This is a genomic window from Roseimaritima sediminicola (assembly GCF_009618275.1).
GTDB classification, from domain to species: domain Bacteria; phylum Planctomycetota; class Planctomycetia; order Pirellulales; family Pirellulaceae; genus Roseimaritima; species Roseimaritima sediminicola.
The window spans coordinates 14,176-33,954 of the sequence record NZ_WIAD01000031.1 but is presented as its reverse complement, the minus strand read 5'-3'; the positions used below and the strand labels follow the sequence as shown (position 1 = coordinate 33,954).

The 19,779-nt window shown below is 61.4% G+C and carries 14 protein-coding genes; 4 read left to right on the top strand and 10 right to left on the bottom strand.

Translation table 11 applies throughout. From position 1 onward, the window contains the following. Nucleotides 1-2: 2 nt before the first annotated feature. From GE027_RS14945 to GE027_RS14915, 7 genes are all read right to left on the bottom strand, one after another. On the bottom strand, nucleotides 3-3,857 hold the full coding sequence (locus tag GE027_RS14945) for a PASTA domain-containing protein (protein WP_153558014.1): 3,855 nt from the start codon (nucleotides 3,855-3,857) through the stop codon (nucleotides 3-5). Between the two features lie 39 nt (nucleotides 3,858-3,896). Next, nucleotides 3,897-5,603, bottom strand: a complete 1,707-nt coding sequence (locus GE027_RS14940) for an SH3 domain-containing protein (protein WP_153558013.1) — start codon at nucleotides 5,601-5,603, stop codon at nucleotides 3,897-3,899. 5 nt (nucleotides 5,604-5,608) lie between these two features. Beyond that, nucleotides 5,609-7,615: a hypothetical protein gene (locus GE027_RS14935; RefSeq protein WP_162006746.1), complete on the bottom strand. Its 2,007-nt coding sequence runs from the start codon at nucleotides 7,613-7,615 to the stop codon at nucleotides 5,609-5,611. 227 nt (nucleotides 7,616-7,842) lie between these two features. Next, nucleotides 7,843-8,037, bottom strand: a complete 195-nt coding sequence (locus GE027_RS14930; RefSeq protein ID WP_153558011.1) for a hypothetical protein — start codon at nucleotides 8,035-8,037, stop codon at nucleotides 7,843-7,845. Nucleotides 8,038-8,428: 391 nt separating this feature from the next. Further along, nucleotides 8,429-9,745 (bottom strand): amidohydrolase, encoded by a 1,317-nt coding sequence (locus GE027_RS14925; protein ID WP_153558010.1) that lies wholly within the window; start codon nucleotides 9,743-9,745, stop codon nucleotides 8,429-8,431. Nucleotides 9,746-9,927: 182 nt separating this feature from the next. After that, nucleotides 9,928-12,744, bottom strand: coding sequence for a DEAD/DEAH box helicase (locus GE027_RS14920; RefSeq protein ID WP_153558009.1), 2,817 nt, complete (start codon nucleotides 12,742-12,744; stop codon nucleotides 9,928-9,930). A 193-nt stretch (nucleotides 12,745-12,937) separates the two neighbouring features. Continuing rightward, nucleotides 12,938-13,855: a DUF6528 family protein gene (locus tag GE027_RS14915; RefSeq protein WP_153558008.1), complete on the bottom strand. Its 918-nt coding sequence runs from the start codon at nucleotides 13,853-13,855 to the stop codon at nucleotides 12,938-12,940. Nucleotides 13,856-14,011: 156 nt separating this feature from the next. Here GE027_RS14915 and GE027_RS14910 point away from each other — a divergent pair, with 156 nt between their 5' ends. The 4 genes from GE027_RS14910 to GE027_RS14895 all read left to right on the top strand — a co-directional run bounded on the left by GE027_RS14910 (nucleotide 14,012) and on the right by GE027_RS14895 (nucleotide 17,590). Further along, nucleotides 14,012-14,524: an SET domain-containing protein gene (locus tag GE027_RS14910; RefSeq protein ID WP_153558007.1), complete on the top strand. Its 513-nt coding sequence runs from the start codon at nucleotides 14,012-14,014 to the stop codon at nucleotides 14,522-14,524. A 14-nt stretch (nucleotides 14,525-14,538) separates the two neighbouring features. Continuing rightward, a complete protein-coding gene (locus GE027_RS14905; RefSeq protein ID WP_153558006.1) occupies nucleotides 14,539-15,465 on the top strand; it encodes a ThuA domain-containing protein in 927 nt (308 codons plus the stop codon). A gap of 192 nt (nucleotides 15,466-15,657) precedes the next feature. Beyond that, a complete protein-coding gene (locus GE027_RS14900; protein WP_153558005.1) occupies nucleotides 15,658-16,791 on the top strand; it encodes a prenyltransferase/squalene oxidase repeat-containing protein in 1,134 nt (377 codons plus the stop codon). A gap of 28 nt (nucleotides 16,792-16,819) precedes the next feature. Next, the gene (locus tag GE027_RS14895) at nucleotides 16,820-17,590 is read left to right on the top strand and encodes a hypothetical protein (RefSeq protein WP_153558004.1); all 771 of its coding nucleotides are present in this window, start codon (nucleotides 16,820-16,822) and stop codon (nucleotides 17,588-17,590) included. Between the two features lie 7 nt (nucleotides 17,591-17,597). Here GE027_RS14895 and GE027_RS14890 read toward each other — a convergent pair whose 3' ends face one another. The 3 genes from GE027_RS14890 to GE027_RS14880 are packed head-to-tail and all read right to left on the bottom strand — an operon-like array spanning nucleotide 17,598 to nucleotide 19,778. Beyond that, the gene (locus GE027_RS14890; RefSeq protein ID WP_153558003.1) at nucleotides 17,598-18,404 is read right to left on the bottom strand and encodes a DUF4198 domain-containing protein; all 807 of its coding nucleotides are present in this window, start codon (nucleotides 18,402-18,404) and stop codon (nucleotides 17,598-17,600) included. 51 nt (nucleotides 18,405-18,455) lie between these two features. Further along, the gene (locus GE027_RS14885; RefSeq protein ID WP_237607566.1) at nucleotides 18,456-19,049 is read right to left on the bottom strand and encodes a DUF2271 domain-containing protein; all 594 of its coding nucleotides are present in this window, start codon (nucleotides 19,047-19,049) and stop codon (nucleotides 18,456-18,458) included. Between the two features lie 42 nt (nucleotides 19,050-19,091). Further along, nucleotides 19,092-19,778, bottom strand: coding sequence for a PepSY-associated TM helix domain-containing protein (locus tag GE027_RS14880; RefSeq protein WP_153558002.1), 687 nt, complete (start codon nucleotides 19,776-19,778; stop codon nucleotides 19,092-19,094). Nucleotide 19,779: the final 1 nt, after the last annotated feature.

The window sequence follows — 19,779 nt, the reverse complement described above, 5'->3', positions numbered from 1 at the left end:
CGCTACCGGTTCGGTCTCTCACCGTTGCCCTCGCCATAGCTGACCCTCACGTCCACGAACAGATCGACGCTGTCTCCGGCGACCAGACGCGTTCCCGCTCTGGCTTGCGTATGCGAGGCGTAAGCAGATTCGATCCGCGCTTGCTCGCTGCTATTACCTCCGATCAACGAAGCCAACGCTTGACCGAACATAAACGTGCGGAACTCTCCGACGCTCATACGGCGCGTTCCTCCGCGAGGCACGATCGTAACGACCACCGTGTCGACCCGTAGATCCTCTCGTTCGATGGCAGCGATCGCGGCCGCCGGAGTCATCTCAACCACGCGGGGAACAATCCGAACAGGTAGAACGTATTCGGTGACGCCCAATCGGACCTGCCCGATGCCGCGGCGCGGATGCAGTCCTTGGTGGCTCTGACCGCTGACGACCGTCTGACCGGCCATCCCGCGATCTCGGGTCTCCTGTGTCCCGCTGGACGTCACACGGCTGTCGACGTTGACCCTTGCCAAACGCTGACGGGCCTCATTGACCGACAGGCCGCTGACCGATGGGATCATGACCCCCGGCGTCAGTGACACGGTGCTACGAGGCATCGCCAGCACGCCAGGGTTGGGATTCTGCGAGTAAACAACATCGGTATTCTGCCCGGATCCCTCCACATCGACCGCCAGTTCACCGCCGGCGCTGCGGATCCGATTGGTTGCCGAATACAGGTTGTCGCCGCGAACATCCGGAATCGGTACACGACCATCCAACACCACGGTCTGGCCGCGTTCAATCTCGGTACCCTGACGCGGCGTTTGATTGGTGATGCGATCGCGAGCGAGCAAGGGGCCGATCGGACGAACGCCCAGATCGTTCTGTTGCTGGAGCACCGTTTCGGCTTCGCCCAGACTGAGTCCCACGACGTTGGGCACGAAGGTAACGATCGGGGCTAGGCGGACGTCGGATCCGTGCGGCACATACTGGCCAGCCAGGGGACGCTGGCCGCGAACGGTATCGCCGTCGCGGGCCAACCGGTTGGGCGTTTCGGCGCGAAGGTCATACTCCTCCAGCTTTGCCTGGGCCTGGGCGAGGGTGCGTCCGACAAGTGAAGGGACCTGGGCGTGGACCACTAGATCGGCCGTGTCGCCATGATCCAACAAGGTTCCGGCCGCAGGTTCCTGAGCGACGATCCGGTCGCGCAGAAAAATCTTGGTCTGCACGCGATAGCGGAGATCACGCTGCTGCAACAGGTCGAGCCCGTCCTTCGCGAATTTGCCGACCAAGTCCGGCATCAGCACACGAAAACGCACCACGATAGGATCGTCCACCGAGGCGAACTGCCCGGCTGCGGGCTGCTGGTCGACAGCCACATCACTGCTGCCGGCGGGACCGTCCCGACGGGCCTGAAAATTCCACCGCTCCAGTTCCCGGTCGACTCGGTCGGGCGTGTATCCCAAGACATCGGGCACACGTCGTTCGGCTTGCAGTTCGACGCCGCTGCCCGAATCCACCCAGGCGCGAGCTTCGGGACGGCTAGCGATAACGCGATCGGTGTCCAGCAAGCGGTCCGCGCGAGCGATGCGCAGCCCCAACTTCCGGAGTTCTTCGTCGGCTGTGGAAACCGGCTGGCGGACCACCGGCGGTACGCGGACGTGGGTGGGACCGTCGCCGGCGTAAACCAGCGGTTCACCACGCGGCGGTTCGCTGCGGGACGGCGAGTCCGGGATGAGTTGTTCCGGCGGGGCCGACGAGGGAGCCTGTTGGTTCAGCGAAGCGATCAAACCGGACAGCTGTTCTTGGGTCGGCGCGGTCTGTCCGGGCGGCGTGATCGGCATCCCCACCTCGCGGCTCCACTGCGGCGCCCGGCCCGGCTGGAACAACACCGCTAGCGGCCGGCCGCGCGTATCGGCGGCCGGAACCGTCGATTCCAGCGGATCGTATTTGCCGTGGTCGAACAACCACTGAATCGTCCACAGCGCCAGGTCATCGCCGACGAACTGATTGCCCTGCAGGTCATAGTCGGCAGGCGTGGTCCGGTGTTGCCGGTACCGCTGCCAATCGTCTTCCAGAGCACTGCGATCGGCGGCACTGAGCTCCGCGGCCAACAGTTGGGCGACGCGCTCCGCGACGCGCCCGATTTCCAAACTTCGATCGGAACGTATGCGTTGTTGAATCCGGTCTTCCACAGAAATTAATTGTCGAAACACTTCACCGATCGAACCGGGCATCGCCTCGGGTGGATTGTTCAGGGTGGCCAACAGCATCAGTTTCAGGAACGCAGCCTGGTTGGTCCGGGTTGCGGAACGGTCGGGATCCAGGGAGACACCGCCGTCGGCACCCAGACTCAACACGCCGGTCGCGTTGGGCTGGGCGGTCAGCCACTGCAAGCCGTTTTCGTCCGGAGCAAAGTCCGCGGCAGAATGCGGTTTCAGCGACGCCAGGGCGAACGCATCGAGCACATCGATCGTCAATCCGCTGGCCGATTCCGGCCGAGCTACTTCGGGCGTGTTTCCGATCGACAGCAACAAGGTCTTGCCCAACAGCATCGTCGCGCCAGCCGCCACGCCCTGCCGGCTGACCAGTGCCCGCGGATCCGGACTCGCCACCTTGGTCAGGTCGGCCGCCGAAACGATTTCAACCTGCAAACCGGCCTCCTTCAAAACCTGCTCGGCCAAGTCGACGGGCATCAGTTCGACATTGGGAACCTCGGCCACGGCGTCGACAAAGCCGGACTTGTGATCTTCGAACCGCGTCGCTTTCGGTTCCACCTTGTTGCCCACACGCCGCAGCGCGACCGTACGGCTGCGACCGCCCCACGGAGTATGGGCCCGCAGGTAGACCCATCGATTGAAATCATCGGACACATCGCGAAGGCCGATCCGGACGTAGGTCTTTCCCTGGAACTCGTAGAGGTCGGTGAACGACAGCTCCGCTGAACCCTTGCGGTCCAGGGGTCGCAGGCGGGGTTTTTCGCGATCGGGCCGCACCTGACAGCCTTCCAGCCACATGCCCGGTGCAGCGTCCGTCACCTCGATCGACAGATACTGAAGCTCGGGCGAGGAATCGTAGCGCGTGCTGCTGGCCGTGCTGGCGAGCTCTGGCGTCGGCAGATCGACGCGGTGTTGCCGGCCGTTCTGCTCGGCGATCCACAGACTCTTTGTTCCCGGTGCCAGCGGTGATTCGTCGGCAAGCCGGACCTCGATACGGTTGCCGCTGCGTTCGACCTCGTCGACTGCTCGGTCCGCTGCCGCAAGTACCAAAGGCGTTTCGTCTGCAGCGGACAAAGGACTACTGATCACGAATCCATCTTTGCTCCAGGTGACGCGGGCCTGTTGGATACTGGTCGGCCACACGCCGTCCTGCGAGGGACCGTGGTGCGGCAGCGGCTCGACGGCTTTGGCCTGCAGCCAACCGGCCGACGCGGCGTCGGCAGTGGGTTGAACCCAGAACCAGCCGGGCTGTTGTTTTTCCACCCGCAGGACTCGGCCGGCGCGTACCGAACCGAGAGCCGTTTTACCGACGCGGATAGTCGCTTCGCCGGCCGTGACCCGCACGTACGGCTCGGGCGGCGGCGGCGTGTACAGCGGGGCCAGCGGTGGCGGCACGGCCTGCGCATGTTGATTCCATAGGTAACCCTTTCGCCGCTGGCCATCGGCCAGCGTCACTTGAACGCCGAAGAAGGGTTCGCGGATTTCGATGATCTCAAACTTTTCGCCCTTCTTCGCACGCATCAGCGTCTCTTCCCCGGAGCGAACCGGAGCTTCCTCGACGGTGACTTCCGCGTAATCCCCTACATCGTCCGCCCGCAACGCCTCGACGGACAACAGCCCGACCAGCAGAGGCAGCAGCCAGGTCGCATGCGTTTTCACCATGTGGATCTCCAGAGTCTGTTCGCGATTCTTTGGTGCGGATCATTCCGGTGGACCGACCGTACCGTCGCTGCTTCGCACCCAGCCATGACGGGTTTCGCCGTCCAGCTGCACTTCAATACGCAACCAACCATCGCGTTGCTCCAGCACGTCGTAGGCTTGTCCTTTGGGGATGCTGGCGATGATCGCTCCGCCGACCTTCAGTTCGGTGTTGGTACGCGTGGTACGAAACCGTTGTCGCGAATCGCTCGGCGGAGCGCCGGGGGCGTCACGCCCGGCCTTCAGATGCTTTTGCAGCACCCAACCGGATACGGGTTTGCCATCGGAGGCGAACGCGATCCGGGTCCAGGGACCGCGACGCTGCAGCACGTCGTATTGTTCGCCCTTGCGGACTCGGCCGATCGTCTTGCTGCCGTCTTTGACCTCGGCACTGTCGGTGGTGACGGTGGCGACGTCGACGCCCGCGGCAAGAGGTTGGAACACGTACTGGAACTGGCCAATCGCATCGGCCTGGTAGGCTCGCCGCCCGTCCACACGCTCCACCAGCCACAGATCATCGGTTTGGTAAGTGCGATAGCGCCGGTCTTCGCTCTCGGCCGAAAAGCGGATGCGGGACGCGCGAATCCGCATTCCATAATCATCTTTGGGTTCGAAGGCGCTATTGGCCGGGATCGTAAACTCGGCCTCTCGCCACGCGGCGAGCCCGCGCTCGGTGGTGCGGTACTGCAGGGAAACCGATAGCGGCTGGGGAGCCTTGTTCGCCATCCGCAACACACGTTCGGTGAAGACGTGGGGTCCGGGTTGGGGATCGAAAACGCGTTCGAACGTTTCGATTTGTTCGGAGTAATAAACGCGAGCGTCGTCGAAATCAGGATTCTTATCGACCAACCACAGGTCGGTCTCACGATGCTTCGGCCAACGCTGCCCTGCCTCGTTCTCGGCCCAGATCCGCACTCGTTGGGCGGTCACCGGCGAGGCGTCCTGCTCGCTGTCCGGTTCGCTGTTTTCGCCGTCGGCCTTCAGACGCACGGACTTGCCGGGATCGATCGACACGACCTGCGGCTGCTGGCCCGGTTCCGCAGGCTTCCACAGCCACCGGTACCCGGTTTCTGGATCGAAGCGGTTGGTGCGGCGGTGCACGAACACTTTCAGGATCTGCTCGGTCTGGTTGGTCACGCGCAAGTATTTTTCGCGGCGTCGTTGTCGACCTTGGATTTCCGCTTCGGGAAGAAAGCGTTCGATTCGCTTTTGGATTTCTTCGCGGACCAGGTCGGCCGCGGGAAAGGTCGAGCCCTGCTTGAACGACGGCAGCTTGATTTCGGCCTGCGGGGTATCCTGGCCGACCAGTCCGGTAAACACGACGCGGATTTCGACCAAGTCAGCCCCGCTGCGGCGACGCGGTTTGACGCCCGGCGACAGCGTGCTGGTGAAGCCGCTGACCTGCATCGGAAACAACAGCATCCCATCTTTGTCGTCGTTGATCAGGCCGCTGGTGCACAGCAGGAAGCGAAACTTCAGCTCGGAGACCTTGCTCTGGCGACGGCCGTCGGATTGACGGTCTCCGGACGTTTCCTTCTTGGTCACGTCCACCTCGTCCATCGATGCGGCCATCTTGTCCAAGCGATCCACTCGGCTCTGATCCCGCTTGCTCAGCTCCTGGCCGATGGAGGGGGAACCAGCGACCAACAGCGCGGCAGCACCGAGCAGTATCGACCGAGCCATCCATCTGCGAATACGTTGACGAATCATATTGCTCACAACCCAAAGAATTCCCGCGCACCCTCATCGGCGCGGCGGCCGAATCCTTGAACGCCTTCACGGGCATCGGTCAGCCCTCCGCCGATCTGTTCGCGAGCGTCGCTGGCCGCTCCGCCCGCATTCTTGAACTCGCGGGATAGGTCGCCCCCCAACCGGTTCAGATCTTCGTTGCCCCAGTCGACCGTGACACCCAGTTTCTCGTCGACATAATCACGAGTTTTCTGGTCCAGTTTGGCCCCGAACTTGCGCACGTCTTCCTCGCCACTGGCCAGCGATTTCAGTAATTGGTGGTAGCTGGCGACGGCTTGCTTTTGCAGTTGCTTTTGCAGCACGGCCACGGTGCACCCGGTCAACGTAGGGACGTCGAATTCCGCTTTCAATCCAGGTCCGAACGCTTCGGCGACCACGTGCACGGTTTCCGGCTGATCCGAATCGGCACTCACCGTCACGATGACCCCGATCTCGCCATAGGGTGCGACTCCGGCGACGGTCAACGATTGCATCGCCTCGAGCCGCACGCGGCCGAAACCGGGATCGATTTGCGCGGCCAGCGTACTGGCGAAGTCGGCTCCAAACAATTCAAATCCGCCGGTCGCGTACAGCTGGCCGCTGCCGTCCTCAAAATCGATCTCACAGTGCATGTCGGTGAAGGATTTGCCGAACAGTTCGACCTGTCCATCGGCGAGAAAGCGTTCCCGCTGGAGACGGAACGAGCCGTCCGCAAAGGCTAACTGTGCCAGCGGCGAACCCTGCTCGGACGATTGAAACCTGCCCGCGATCTCGCCTTTCTCGAAGTCGATCAAGCCTTCGGCCTGCAGGAACTTGAGCGTGCCGACGATCAGGTGCCCGTCCAGCTTCAGCGACTTGATCGGCATCTGGGTGGTCAGCCCCACATCCAGACCGACCATTTCCGGCGGGCTGGCCATCGTGCTGATCTGGGTGCGGATCGTGATCTCCTTGGTCTGCGGGTTCATCTTGCCGACGATCTTCCACATCCCAAACGGCGTGGTCCCAATCGGGACCGGCGAATCGGTTCGCACCGCCACGGTCAGCGAACCGCCTTTCCAGTCCACGCGGTTGCCCGGGTACAGGACCAGATCCTCAGCGGTGGCCTGAACACTGTCCCCGCCCAGCAAGCCGATTTGGACATCGAACGAAATCCCGCCGCGAGCACCGCCCGAGGCCGCTGCGAATTCCGGCTGGCCATTCAGCGTCACCTTGATCGGCAGATCCAGCTGGCCGGAAAACTCGTTGCCCAGCGCCGCGACGTTGTCCAGCACCATGTCTTTCAGATTGGTTTCGGCCCGCATGTTATCGATGTTGATGCGAGGTACCTGACCGGGCTGGTACTCGACGTGGATTCCCGTTGCCGCGACGGTCAGGTCATCCATATAGACGATCTCCGCGCCGTACTCGGCTTCGGGTCCAAACAAAGGCGCACCGGCGGGCGGCGGACGAATCCGTGCCTGCAGCGAATCGTCACCGCCCAGCGCGACCGGCTGGGAGATCCACTTCTGCAGCTCGCCCTCGGCAAACCGTTTGGCATAGGCGGCCGGATCGCGGAGGCTTTCCAGCTGGTCCAATACGCCCGCTCCCAACGCCTCCTCGAGTCGCTCGGCCGCCTCGGCCCAGGCTCGCCGCTTGGCTTCCTCGCGGAAGTTTTCTTCGCTGAAGCCTTCGTACTCTTCCGCCACGTACTCCGCCTGTCGCCACGCCTGATCGGCTTGCCGAAGAATGGGAGCGATGCGGCTGGCGTAGTCGATCGGAGCGGTCAGTTCCGGGTACCGGGCCTGCAGGGCCTGGGCTTCTTGAGCGATGGCCCGGACGAGCTCTTCACGAGCGGCGGCATCGGCATCGGCCTGCAGTCGCTGGCGCCACTCAGCCGCCTGCTGGGCGATCTCTAAAGCTTGATCGATCTGCTGCTGATCCAACGAATGAAGCAGCTCGACCTGCTGCGGCGTCAGCTCCTGGGAACTCGCCGCCGGAGCGAGAGCCAAGGCCAAGGCCAAGGCCAAGGTAAGGCCAACGGACCAGCATCTGCCGTGGCGAAGCCAATGAACGAACCAAGAAGGCTTCTGAGAGGCAACCATTGGCGTGGGTCCTACGATACAAAGGCACAGTGCCCCGCTTTCGCCTCATCATAGCAGCCCCGTCCCCTCAGCAAACCAAATTCCCCTCAAAAACGCTGTCCACTACGAGAAAGATTCCCTGCCGCCTCGAACGCGTTGTGCTACTCCAGCACCTCGTCGAGGGCGTCGAGCGATACGCGGAACATCTCGGTTTGTAGTTTGCATCGCGACAAGGCGATCCAGAGATGTTCGTCGTGCTCGATCATGTGCGGATACTGCAAACTGCCGATTTGGAGTTGGATACCATGACGCGGCAGCCACGACTGGGGCCATCGAGAAAATCTTGCTGGACGCATTGGGAAAGTTCGTCAGGACGGGCGTAGTCCATGTTTCGCCAAGGTCCCGGGACGTGGGATGAAACAATCGTTGAGAGCCGCCGTTGTCGCGAAACAAAGCGTTCAAACGGTTGTCTTCCCCGAGCCAAAAGATCGGCTCATCGGGCCGGAAGCCGTTGACTTCACCGACCTCGACGACAGGGAACGCTTGCCATGCGTCCAGCGAAGTGCGGCCGCCGATCAGAATCGTCACGTTGAAGCGTGCGTCCCGGCGAGTCAGAATCCAATCGCCCGAAGGTAGCTTCTGTGACGGGAAGTTGTTGATGGCGTTGTCGTAGACTTTCGAAAGAAATTCCCAAGCCTTCGCCTCGGCGTTCCACTGATAGGCCCACAGCTCCAACTGTTTACCCGGTCATTCCTTCCTATCTGCTTCACGCGACAACAAGTCGAGCGCCGCGGCAGTCAGGGAACGCACTCCGGTGCTTAGGGTGGGTTCCAGGTCCGGATAGAAGGAAGAAGAATGGAGCGATGGCGGACGGACGCCCAACTCCGCGAAACGTTCCAGCCGCTGTGGACGGATGGTTCCCAGGCGGTACATCACAATCGGCACACCGGCGCGGCCGTAGCGGCTGAAGTCTTCGCCGCCCATCGCCGGTTCCGCCTCCAGCACATGGTCCTCGCCCAACGTTTTCCGGAACACGGTCGCGAGTCGTGCGGCCAGCTCCGCGTCGTTTTCCAGCGACGGCGTGCCTTCGCTGATCCGAACCTCCGGGGCGGGTGCTCGGTTGGCTTCGGCAATCGCCAGTGCCCGGCGGCGAATCGCGTCGAGAACCTGCTGCCGGACTTCATCGGAATAGCTGCGTACGGTGATCTGCAACTTGCACTCATTGCCGATGATGTTGTGTTTGGTCCCGCCTTGAATCGACCCCACGGTCACCACCGCCGGTTCGATCGGTTTCACTTCGCGGCTGACAATCAATTGCAGCGACATCACCAACTCCGCGGCTTGCGTGATCGGGTCGATGGTATCGTGCGGGGTTGCCCCGTGTCCGCCGCGGCCCTTGACCGTGATATCCACACTGTCGACGTTGGCCAACACAAAGCCCGAACGAATCCGCACGCTGCCCGCCGGCGTGGAACTCTCCACGTGCAGCGCGACGGCATAATCGGGTTTGGGAAACCGCTCGAACAGACCGTCCTCCAGCATCGCCTTGGCTCCCGCCCCGCGTTCTTCGGCGGGTTGTCCGACCAACATCAACGTGCCCGACCATCGCGACGGATTGGCGGCCAAGTACTGGGCGGTCATCGTCAGGTTGGTCATATGCAGGTCGTGGCCGCAAGCATGCATGATGCCTGACTGGCCGCCACCGGCGAGCGTGGTCGTTTTCTGCGAAGCGAATTCCAGCGGAGTCTGTTCGGTGACCGGCAAAGCATCCAGGTCCGTACGCAGCATCAGCACCGGCCCGTCGCCATTGCGTAGGATCCCGACGATGCCATGACCACCGATGCCGGTGGTGACTTCATAGCCTGCATCCCGCCACAGAGCGGCCAGTTTGGCCGCGGTCTGCTCTTCCTCAAACGACAACTCGGGATTGGCGTGCAGCCATTTATACAGGTCGTATCCCGCTTCGCAGTGAGCCTCATACCACTGCTCCACCGACTGCGCATGCGCGCGATTGTCGGCGATAAGCATCGCGGCCAGCAAACCCAAAAGAATCCATCGAGTCATGTGTGTCACTCCAAAACAAGAATTCGCGGTTCGTCAAACAACGCGGCAAGCGTCTCCTCTATCCTACCTACCTGCAATTGCTCGTTATCATCGCGGATGGTCGGTACCCTGTCCAAACTCGGGCGAAGGCGGCCGCACGGCGCGCAGTGAAAGAGAGTCCTGACACCCTCAAATCGGCCGTCTCAGTCCTGGAGGAGCTTGGCGAGGGTTTGGGCGAGGCCTTGGAGGGAGGCTTCGTCGGGCAGGCGGATCGTCAGCTGAGGCCGCCCCTCGCTGTCCCGCTGGACGCATTCACCCAGCTTCTGCGACAGCTGTGCTACGTGCTCGGGGTTTGGCGGCGAGGAATTCGCACCGTCGATCAATTCGCCGGCGAGGGACAACGCGGCAGCGACCAGTTGTCCGCTGGCCACGGAGACTTTCTCGCGTTTCGCAGCCAGCCGCTCGGCTTCGGCCTGCACCGCTTGCTGTTGGCTCTGGTCCACCGCGGCATGGGGCGGGGCGAGGATGACTTCTAAGCGCCGCTTCAAGTCTTCCATGCCACTGACCATGGCCACTTCCGACACGTCACTATCGATGTTCAGCGAGGCGTCGGCTAATTCCTGTTTGCTGGCCAGCGTGTCTAGCAAGCGTTCCTCGATCGTTTCGTCGGTCCCCGGCGCGACGGTGACGAGCTTGTAGACATGGACGTGGTTCTTTTGCCCCATGCGATGAGCCCGAGCGATCCGCTGTTCGAGCACCGCCGGATTCCAGGGCAGATCGACGTTGATCACCGTGTTGGCGGCTTGCAGGTTCAGTCCGGTCGAACCGGCGTTGGTCATCGTGATGACTCGACAACGCGGATCCTGCTGAAACCGATCGACAATCGCCGCTCGCTTCTTTTGGGGAATCTGCCCATCCAGACGCACGTACTCCGCGCCCAGATCCTCGATCCGCGACTCGACGCGATCGAGCATCTTCCGCCATTCGCTGAAGATCACGATTTTTCGCGTTGGATCCTTCAGCAGGCCTTCCAGCAAGTCGGCCAGACGTTCCAGTTTGCTGCTATATTCCTGCGTATTCTGGTCCAGCAGGTACGTGCTGTCGCAAGCCATCCGAGCGTTGCTCAAACAGCTCATCAGCAACAGCCGATCCATCTCGGTCAAGAACTTCTTGGCAGCGATGCGAGCGGCCTTGGTCACGTTGGCGTTTTGGATGTCCAGCTGTTCCTGCGTCGCTTCGATGCGAAGAATCTCGTCGGTGCGTTCGGGCAACTGGTCCGCAATTTCGGCACGGGTCCGACGCAGCAAGACCTTCGAAAGCCGTTGCCGCAGCTCGTCCAGCTGACGATACCCCTGGGTTTTTCCTCGGTCATCGACGATGTGATGTCGATTGAAGAATTGGTAAGCGGGCCCCAACAAAGCTTCGTCGACGAATTTTGTCACCGTGTACAATTCACCCAGACGATTTTCCAGCGGTGTCCCGGACAGCACCAACCGGAAGGGGCTGTCCAGTTGGCCGATTACGCGGCTGGTTTTGGACTCCCAGTTTTTAATTCGCTGGCCTTCGTCCAAGATGATCAAATCCCAGTCGACAGTTTCGATCGCCGTCACATCGCGGAGGACTTGCTCGTAGTTGCAGATCGTGAAGAACGCCGCGCCGCGATACTGCTCGGCCCGTTCGCTTCCCGAGCCGATGATGATCTGGCTGTCTCGCTCGCAGAACCGAGCGATCTCGCTCCGCCATTGACTTTTCAGCGACGCCGGGCACACGACCAGCACGCGGCGGATGTCGGCTAACCGGGCCAGCAATTCAGCCACGCCGATGCCCTGAATGGTTTTTCCCAACCCCATGTCGTCGGCCAGGATCGCCCGACCTGCTCCCGCGGCGAACGCGATTCCGTCCAGCTGATATGGAAGGAGTTTTGCCCGCAGCAAGTCCTCGCGCAGCGGATGAGTGGCCGGGTCTTGACGGATTTTTTCGCACTGCTGAGCCAGCCGTTGTTGGGTCAACCGCCGCTGCACCAACCGCTCGGCATCTGGAAAGATCGTGACTGGGCAACCGTTCTCTTCCAACGACTGGATGCGTACGAGAACATCCCGGGGATCAGTCAGCGGCTGGTGGTCAGCGGTACCAATGATCTCGCGAACTTTCTCGTCGCACGGATCTGGCAAACCGAACAATAAGCCGCGCGTTTCGCCATAGTCCACGCGTAGCGAAACTCGGCGACGACGATAAGGTTTCTGCAGCTGCTTGGCCATGAAACGCTTGCGCATTTTGGCCTGTACGTGAAGCACGTGCTTGCAGGTGCCCAGATGGTTGGTCCGAAAATCCGGACAGGTGCAAAAGACGTCCCCGTTGTCCGATCCGCCGTCGTTAGCCAGGCTGCGCACGGCGACGCGGTAGCTGCGTCCCGAACGACGACTGGTCACGACATAATCGGCCCAAGGATTCCGCTTGTCGGTCGCCCGCACCATCATCGCTTCGCTGTCGGCCCGCTGTTGACGTTCGGCAATCGCTCGCAGATGCAGCTCCTCCGCCGTCAGATTCTCTAATGGCACCGATTCATCGGGCGGATGCGCAAGTCCCAGTACGCTCTTGGCGTCTAACAAAAACTCGACCGCGGCACCGAGATGTTCGCAGGGCAGATCACAGCGGTCGCAGTTCAGTTGCAATTGCTTCTTGCGGCCACTCTGCAAAGTCATCGTGACAATGGCCACGTTAGCCGTGCGACCGGAACCGGCGTGTCGCTCTGCCTCCGTCATGTCGGTACGGTCGACCTCCTCGTCGCCCAGCTCCGCATCTTCGACACGAACGCGAAACAGATCCCCACCGAGATAAACATCGCGGTCGGGTTGAATCTCGTACTTCTGAGCGGCCCGAATCAGGTTGGCTGCATCGTCGCCCAGCAACTGGCAGGCTTGGTAGTACGTCAGCGTACCGAGGCGTTCGTGAAAGATGTTCCGCTTGGGCTTCTTGGCTTTCTCCGTACGTTTGCTCCGCTTCGTCGGGGAAACGCTCATCCAGATCTCCTTTTCAGTTCGCGAACTCGCCCTCGGTTGACCGCAGCCGGGCAACAGCCGAGCATCGCAGCGTACAAGTTCAATCGCTGGCAGCTGTCATGATACCGCGAGCCGATGCGGGCTGGGCAGGGAGACCGAATCGTTCTTCGACGGCACCGGCGAACGGCGCGAGTTGACGGCCTGGCCGCCAGAATTAATTGGCTTCGGGATAACTGAACACGACCGGTTGCCACCAACGGGCTTTGTAGAAGCGCGAGCCGTCGCGAGTGTACCGCTTGTTGTTGGAAGGCGGCCGCACGGCCAGTACCGAATCGCTTTGCCACGGCCGGGCACCAGCGATTTCCTGCGGGTCGCTGATCCAGATCGAACCGTCCCCGTGCTGGCTGGCGCTTTTGATGTGCTCCAGCTCCGAAATCGTCGAGAAGCTCTCCGTGGCAATCTCAAACAGGAACAGGGCGTCGTTGTTGCTGACCAATAACTTTGCTTCGGTTCGCAAGGGGAACAGATCGTGCCCGGTGGGGCTGATCGGCAGGGCGAACTTTTTGTCGATGACCAGATCGCCGGCGGTGTAATCGATCCGGTACAGGTAATCCCCCAGAGCCCACAAGCAGTTGCGGGTTCTGTCCCAGGTCACTCCGTGGGCGTAGGGTAGTTCCAGATCGACAAATTCTTCCGCGGACCGGTGCAGCCGCAACTTGCCGTGGTTGCTGTTGGCCGTCACGATCGCACCGTCGGGCAGTAGCTCCGCCGAATGACAACTGCCCAGGGAGGGAAAGTCTTTGATCACCGCCTGATCGCGGAAACGGATCAGCCGGACGCGGCCATGATAGGCGGCCAGGATGTAGACCACCCCCTCGCTGGTGACGCGTTTGGCATCGGTCGGCACGTGGCGATCTGGCGGTTGGTCATCGGCGGGGTAGCACCACAGCGTCGCTTGGTCAGCATCGGTGGCCAGGGGATCGAACAGCCGGATCCGATTGTCGGCTTGGTCGGCCAACAGGATCGCGGGCGTGTCGGCTGGCACGTCGAAGGAGCGGCCTGACCTCGGCGGCTCGTCGGCAAGCCCGCTGGCGACAAAGCAAAGGCAGATAACAAAAGCAAAACGCTTCATGGGTTTGGTCTGGGGAAAGGTTGAGGTTAGGATGGGACGGCGTGACGGAGTCCACGGATTGTACTCCGTCCGGCGGCCTCTAGACCGGCCCCGACCGGCCCCGAGCGACCCCGAGCGGCCCTGTCCAAATCCCGAAAAAGAGTCCCGACATCTTACATGGCACTGAGCAAGAAACGGCGGCGACAGCTGCAAGCCAAACTGGACAAGCTGTACGACTATCGCCATTACGCCGACGACGACATCGCGGTCCGCGAAGTCAAACCCTATGGCGTCGGGGTGTTTGCCCAGCGGCAATTCCTGCCGGCTGAGTTGGTCATGGAGGTTCAGGGCCAACTGATACCACAGGACCGCTACGATGGCTCGTCCTATGTGATGGAGATGGATTCGGAGTGGTATTTGGAACCGGCGATTCCCGCCGCGTTCGTGAACCACTCCTGCAGCCCCAATTGCGAACTGGTCCAGCTAACGAAAACCACGATGGCTCTGGTGGCGATCTGCAATATCGAAGCGGAAAGCCAATTGACGTTTGACTACGGCTGGGAAGCGGCCGACTGGATCCCCGAGTGTGCCTGTCAGGCCAGGAATTGCCGCGGCTGGGTCGTCGATAAATCGCAGGTCAAAAAAATGAAAAAGCTGGCCAAGCGGCGCAGTAAAAGCGAGTCGGCATGAGTGGGACGATTAAGATGAAATCTATTCGTGTCCTTCGATTCGCTGGACTGACGCTGTGCGCAGCAGCCTTGTTTTCGGTTCGCGCCGCGGCCCAGCAGGAAGCTTCGCCGTCTGGACTATCGCCGCAGTCCATCCAGATGCCGCTGGATTCGCCGCTAGAGGCCCCGCCGGTGCGTTCGCCCGAGGAGGTCGACGCGGTGCTGGCCGGGGCGGCGTCACGGCCCGAAGTGCTGCCGCCGATCAAGATGGTTCTCGTTGCCGGCAAGAAGGATCATGGACCGGGCGAGCACGATTACCCGGCTTGGCAGGAGCGCTGGAGCCGGTTGCTGGGAGCGGCCGAGAACGTCACCGTCGACACCGCCTGGGACTTTCCCGACGGCCAACAACTGGCCACCGCCGATGTGCTGGTGTTCTTTCAAAAGGGCACCTGGAACGACCGCCGTCAAGCCAGTATGGACGCGTACTTCGGCCGCGGCGGCGGCGCGGTCTACATCCACTGGGCGGTCAATGGCGATCGCCGGGCGGCCGACTTTGCCCGGCGGATCGGGTTGGCGTCGCAGGCCGGCAATATCGGTTACCGGCACGGGCCGCTGTCGCTGCAGCTGCACAACACCGAGCATCCGATTATGCGCAACCTGCAAGACCTGCAAGACATGCCGCGGCTCGAGCTGTACGACGAGAGCTACTGGCGTCTGACGGGCGACGCCGACAAGGTCACGTTGTTCGCCAGCAGCCTGGAAGAGGGTCGGCCGCGGCCGCAGATCTGGGCCTACCAGGTGAGCAAGGGCCGCGTCTTCGTCAGCATCCCCGGTCACTACAGCTGGACCTTCGACGACCCGCTGTTCCGCACGCTGCTGCTGCGCGGGATCGCTTGGACGGCCGACCAACCGGTGGACCGCTTCAACGAACTGGTCCGTCCGGGCGCGCGGATGTCGCGTTGAGCACTAGCAGATTCCGCGTTGCGCCGGTGTAGGGTCTTGGCACAGACTGTGCGTTAGGGGGCAGAGGGTTTTCCACGCCACCACTGGAGCCGGTTGCGTTTCGGCGGGGGCGAATGTGACGAACCCCTGCAAAACACAATGATTTCTCCGATCCGTGCCCCCACGCCTCGCTTGTTCGAAAGGACTTTCCGTATGCTTCGACGCTGCTTTTTCCGCCGCTCCTGTCGCTTTTTTGTCCTCGCCACCAGTCTGGCATTGCCGCTGCCACTGACCGCGGAGGAGAAAGCCAGCGGGAACGAGCCGCCGACCAAACGCGATCAGATTGTCGCCCGCGGCCTAGCTTATCTAACCGAGGAAGGCCAATCGGACGCCGGCACGTTCTCGGACCAAGTAGGGCCAGGGGTTACGGCGTTGTCGATCACAGCTGCCCTGCGTAATGGCCGCACCGTAGACGATCCCATGGTTGTCCAAGGCTTGCGGGCGTTGGAGGACTTTGTCAAACCCGATGGTGGCATCTACGGCAACGGTCGCTTGAAGAACTACGAGACCTGCGTGGCCATTCTCTGCTTTGCCCAAGCCAACAAGGACGGCCGCTACAACGCCATCCTTCGCGACGCCAAAGCTTTTGTCACCGACATGCAATACGGCCAAGGCAAACGCGCCGAGTCGGATCCCTGGTACGGTGGCGTGGGCTACGGTGGGACAAGCCGGCCGGATCTTTCCAACACCGGCTATATGATCGAAGCATTGCGAGCCATGGAAACGGAGGCCAGTGATCCAGCCATCCAGCAAGCTCTGAAATTCGTGTCGCGTTGCCAGAACCTGGACGCCGGCTACAACGACACGGCCTTTGCTGCGAAGGTCGACGATGGCGGTTTTTATTACGAGATCCCTGTCACCAAGATCGATCCCAGCACCTCCGACGAACGCTACACCCCCAACGGCGGACTCCGCAGCTACGGGTCGATGACCTATACCGGGCTGAAGAGCATGATCTTTGCTGGGCTGACGGCCGAAGACCCTCGCGTCAAAGCCGCCATGCAGTGGGTCACCGATCACTACGACCTGGACAACAATCCCGGTATGGGTTCGGCCGGGTTGTACTATTACTACCACACCTTTGCCGCCGGTTTGAACGCCGCAGGGGTCAAAACGCTGACCGATGCCGAAGGTGTCGAGCATGATTGGAAGGCGGACTTGGTGGCAGAGCTGGCCGAGCGACAGAACGAAGATGGTTCCTGGAGCAACGACAACCGGCGGTGGTTCGAGAACGACAAGAACCTGGCCACGGCCTTTGCGCTGATGGCCTTGTCGTACTGTCAATAAGTTTTCCACTACGGGTACGGAATTCAGCATGCACCGCAAACTGCTGTGGACCGCTCACCTGTTGGCCCTGACTTCGGTGGCCGGGTGGGCGTTATTGGACCTGCGTTCCCAAGCGATATTCCAGTCGCTGGCGGTCGGCGATTCGTCCGTGATGACGAAGGCCCAAACGCTTTATCAGCACGCTGAACTGGCGCGCTTTCTCGCCCTGGGGGCAGTTGTCCTGACGGCCGGATCAAGCGTCTTGCTGTTGGTCGCCGATCGGTTTCGTCGCAACTCGCCATCGGCCTCCCGCTCGTTGGCCTCGTTGTTGGCCCTGGCAACGGTGGCCGCGCTGTGGTGTGGCCTGGCGGTCAACCGCAAATCGTTGGCATGGCAAGGACAACGACTGCAATTGCTGCTGGACGTAGAAGAACTAGAAACGATCGCCCGGCCGTTGCGCGAGGATTGGCCCGTGCAGGATGGCCAGCTGCCCCGACTGGGGCCGTTCATGGCTTATCCCTTTGGCCAACCCAAGACGCTGGTACTGTTGCAAACGCCATCGTTGTTGGGCGAGCGATTGCGTGTCGCCGCGGTCGAACGATCTGATCAGGGCGCGATCAAACTGCAGCTGACCGGCACCGCCCACGACGACTGGGCCGAATGGCATCCGCCCGGCAGCCAACCTCGATCCTTTGTCGGTGGGTTGGGCGACCGGCACCGCCTGGTCGCAGCCACTGAAATCGGCCGCGGTTGGCATCTGGTGCGTTACGCCCCGCCGCCGTTTCAGCCGCGACCCACCCGTCCCGACCCAGTGGCGTAATCGCTGCCTATTGGGGCAGGACTTCGAGCGTGACGGCGTAGCTCATCCGGCGTTGCTGGGCCTGTTCGATCTGAGTGTCCTTGTCCTGGACGCTGGTTTCGAACCAGTACATTCCCGCCTCGGGCCAGGTAACGGTGAATTCGCCGTTGTTATCGGTCGAGAGCGTCTGAGCGTCGTGGGCGTCACGATAGCGGGTCTCGCCGCGAATCAACTCAATCTCCAAACCCTCTGCCGGTTGGCCGTTGACCAACAACTGAAACGTCGCTTTTTCACCGGCGTACAGGTCGTTGGGATGCGTCAGGGGAACCAGTTCAACGCCCTTCCCAGTGGGCTTCAGGGCGGTACCGTTGGGCTGGCCGTTGGTGACAAAGGTCTCGACGCGGCCGTAGCTTTCGGTGACCTGCAAGTTCTTCGCATCGGCCGGAACCGCTTCGGAAAAACTGTCAACGCTGCCCCGGAAGCGACGCCGCTCGCCGTCCTCGGTCCAGCTGGCGAACAAGCCCTGATTGACCACCGCGATCCGGTACGTTCCGGTTTGCTCAAGCGGCAGGTCGAACACACTGCGGTACTTACCCACGGCTTGGTTCTGGGCTTCAACCTTCGAACCGTCCGGAGCGGTAATCACAAGGTTGTCCAAGCCCAGCGGAAAGTGGTTGAAATAGAACAGATCGTTGGAAACCGCTGCATCGACCGTGACCCAAGGCTCGGCCCCGGAGAGCACGGTTTGGGAAGGACGAAGCCAAATCCGGTGCGCTTCAGCGGACGAACAGCACAGGGCGGCCAACACGGCGGGAATGATCAGAACGCGTAACATCAACTTGATCCTAACGTGAAAGGAAATGAAAAGAGTTGGTCGCAGGGTCCACTAGGGCGTCAGCGTGAGGGAGACTTTGCCAAGTTCCGTCGTTCCCTGGACATCGTGGGTCTGAGTTTTTCTGGGAGGCCAAGTAAAGGGGATCGTTAACAGCTCTCGCCCTCCCACTTCGCGAGAGGCTTCGATCATCAAGTCATACTGACCAGGCGCCAATTCAGCCAAGCGTTTGTCGTCGGCGGCGAGTTTGACTGTGTGTTCGCCGGGCGGTCGCGTGGCGGCAGAGACACCATCGACGGGCATTTCCAACCCGCGCCCACTGCGTCGCCACCACTGTCGCAAATCCGGCAGCCATTTGGTTCCTTCGCCCTCGCGCGAACCGGCGAGCTGATACCAAACAGTGATATTCGCCGCGACCTGGCGATCTTGATCAGCGATCCACAACGCCACGTAGGGACGATGGTATTCCGATACGTTCAGTCGCGGTATTTCGACCGTGGCCTCCAAGTGCGCCGCCGGCTCTGCCGCGTGTACCGACGAAGTGGCCACGGCAATCGAAGCCGGATGGAGGATGTCGCCAAACCATACGGCACCGCAAACCAGAAAACCAAACCAACCGTACTTGCTCATCGTCGAGACCGTCTGCAAAGGAAAGGAGAGAGGGGGAAAGTTTGTCAGTCGAACATGGCGTCAGTGAACCCACAGGACCAGCAAGATCCAAGGAGCAATCAAGCCGATGGCGACCAGCGGCCAAGTCAGAATGCGGCGTTTGGCCCGTTCGTACAACAACAACAAACCGGTGAGACAGAACACCAAAGTGGCGATCGAGAACAGATCCAAGAACCAACTCCACGCGGTGCCTGTATGGCGTCCTTTGTGAAGATCGTTGAGGTAAGCGATCACGCCTCGGGTGGTTGACTCGTACTCCACCGCTCCCGTTTCGCAATCGATCGCCAACCAAGCGTCTGCACCGGGGGCCGGCATCGACAGATAGATCTCGTACTCGTTGCGTTCGACCGTCGCTTTCGAAACCGAACGTGAGAACCGCTTACTTAACCAGGTCGTCACTTCTGCCGGCAACGGCTCCTCGCTGGGTTCCTGCGATTCGCTGGCAGAAGGCTGTTCCAGGCACATTCGAAGCAGCCCCTGGGGCAATTGCGCCGAGCGCGTCTCGACGACCGGTTCGGTTTCGATTTGGGCAGCATGATTCAGGGTGATGCCGGTGATGGCAAATAGCACCATGCCCACCAAAGCGATCGCTGAACTCATCCAATGCGAATGGATCAGGAACCGCAACCACCAGCCGCGTCGCTTGCGATTGCGGGTGGGCCTGTCAACAATCCGCTTGCCAGCAGAAATTTCGCCAGGAGAAACCATG

Bases quoted from the DNA above. Each gene is read 5' to 3' on its own strand.
- GE027_RS14945 (WP_153558014.1), bottom strand. From the start codon at position 3,857: ATGGTGAAAACGCATGCGACCTGGCTGCTGCCTCTGCTGGTCGGGCTG.
- GE027_RS14940 (WP_153558013.1), bottom strand. From the start codon at position 5,603: ATGATTCGTCAACGTATTCGCAGATGGATGGCTCGGTCGATACTGCTC.
- GE027_RS14930 (WP_153558011.1), bottom strand. From the start codon at position 8,037: ATGCGTCCAGCAAGATTTTCTCGATGGCCCCAGTCGTGGCTGCCGCGT.
- GE027_RS14925 (WP_153558010.1), bottom strand. From the start codon at position 9,745: ATGACTCGATGGATTCTTTTGGGTTTGCTGGCCGCGATGCTTATCGCC.
- GE027_RS14920 (WP_153558009.1), bottom strand. From the start codon at position 12,744: ATGAGCGTTTCCCCGACGAAGCGGAGCAAACGTACGGAGAAAGCCAAG.
- GE027_RS14915 (WP_153558008.1), bottom strand. From the start codon at position 13,855: ATGAAGCGTTTTGCTTTTGTTATCTGCCTTTGCTTTGTCGCCAGCGGG.
- GE027_RS14910 (WP_153558007.1), top strand. From the start codon at position 14,012: ATGGCACTGAGCAAGAAACGGCGGCGACAGCTGCAAGCCAAACTGGAC.
- GE027_RS14905 (WP_153558006.1), top strand. From the start codon at position 14,539: ATGAAATCTATTCGTGTCCTTCGATTCGCTGGACTGACGCTGTGCGCA.
- GE027_RS14900 (WP_153558005.1), top strand. From the start codon at position 15,658: ATGCTTCGACGCTGCTTTTTCCGCCGCTCCTGTCGCTTTTTTGTCCTC.
- GE027_RS14895 (WP_153558004.1), top strand. From the start codon at position 16,820: ATGCACCGCAAACTGCTGTGGACCGCTCACCTGTTGGCCCTGACTTCG.
- GE027_RS14890 (WP_153558003.1), bottom strand. From the start codon at position 18,404: ATGTTACGCGTTCTGATCATTCCCGCCGTGTTGGCCGCCCTGTGCTGT.
- GE027_RS14880 (WP_153558002.1), bottom strand. From the start codon at position 19,778: ATGGTTTCTCCTGGCGAAATTTCTGCTGGCAAGCGGATTGTTGACAGG.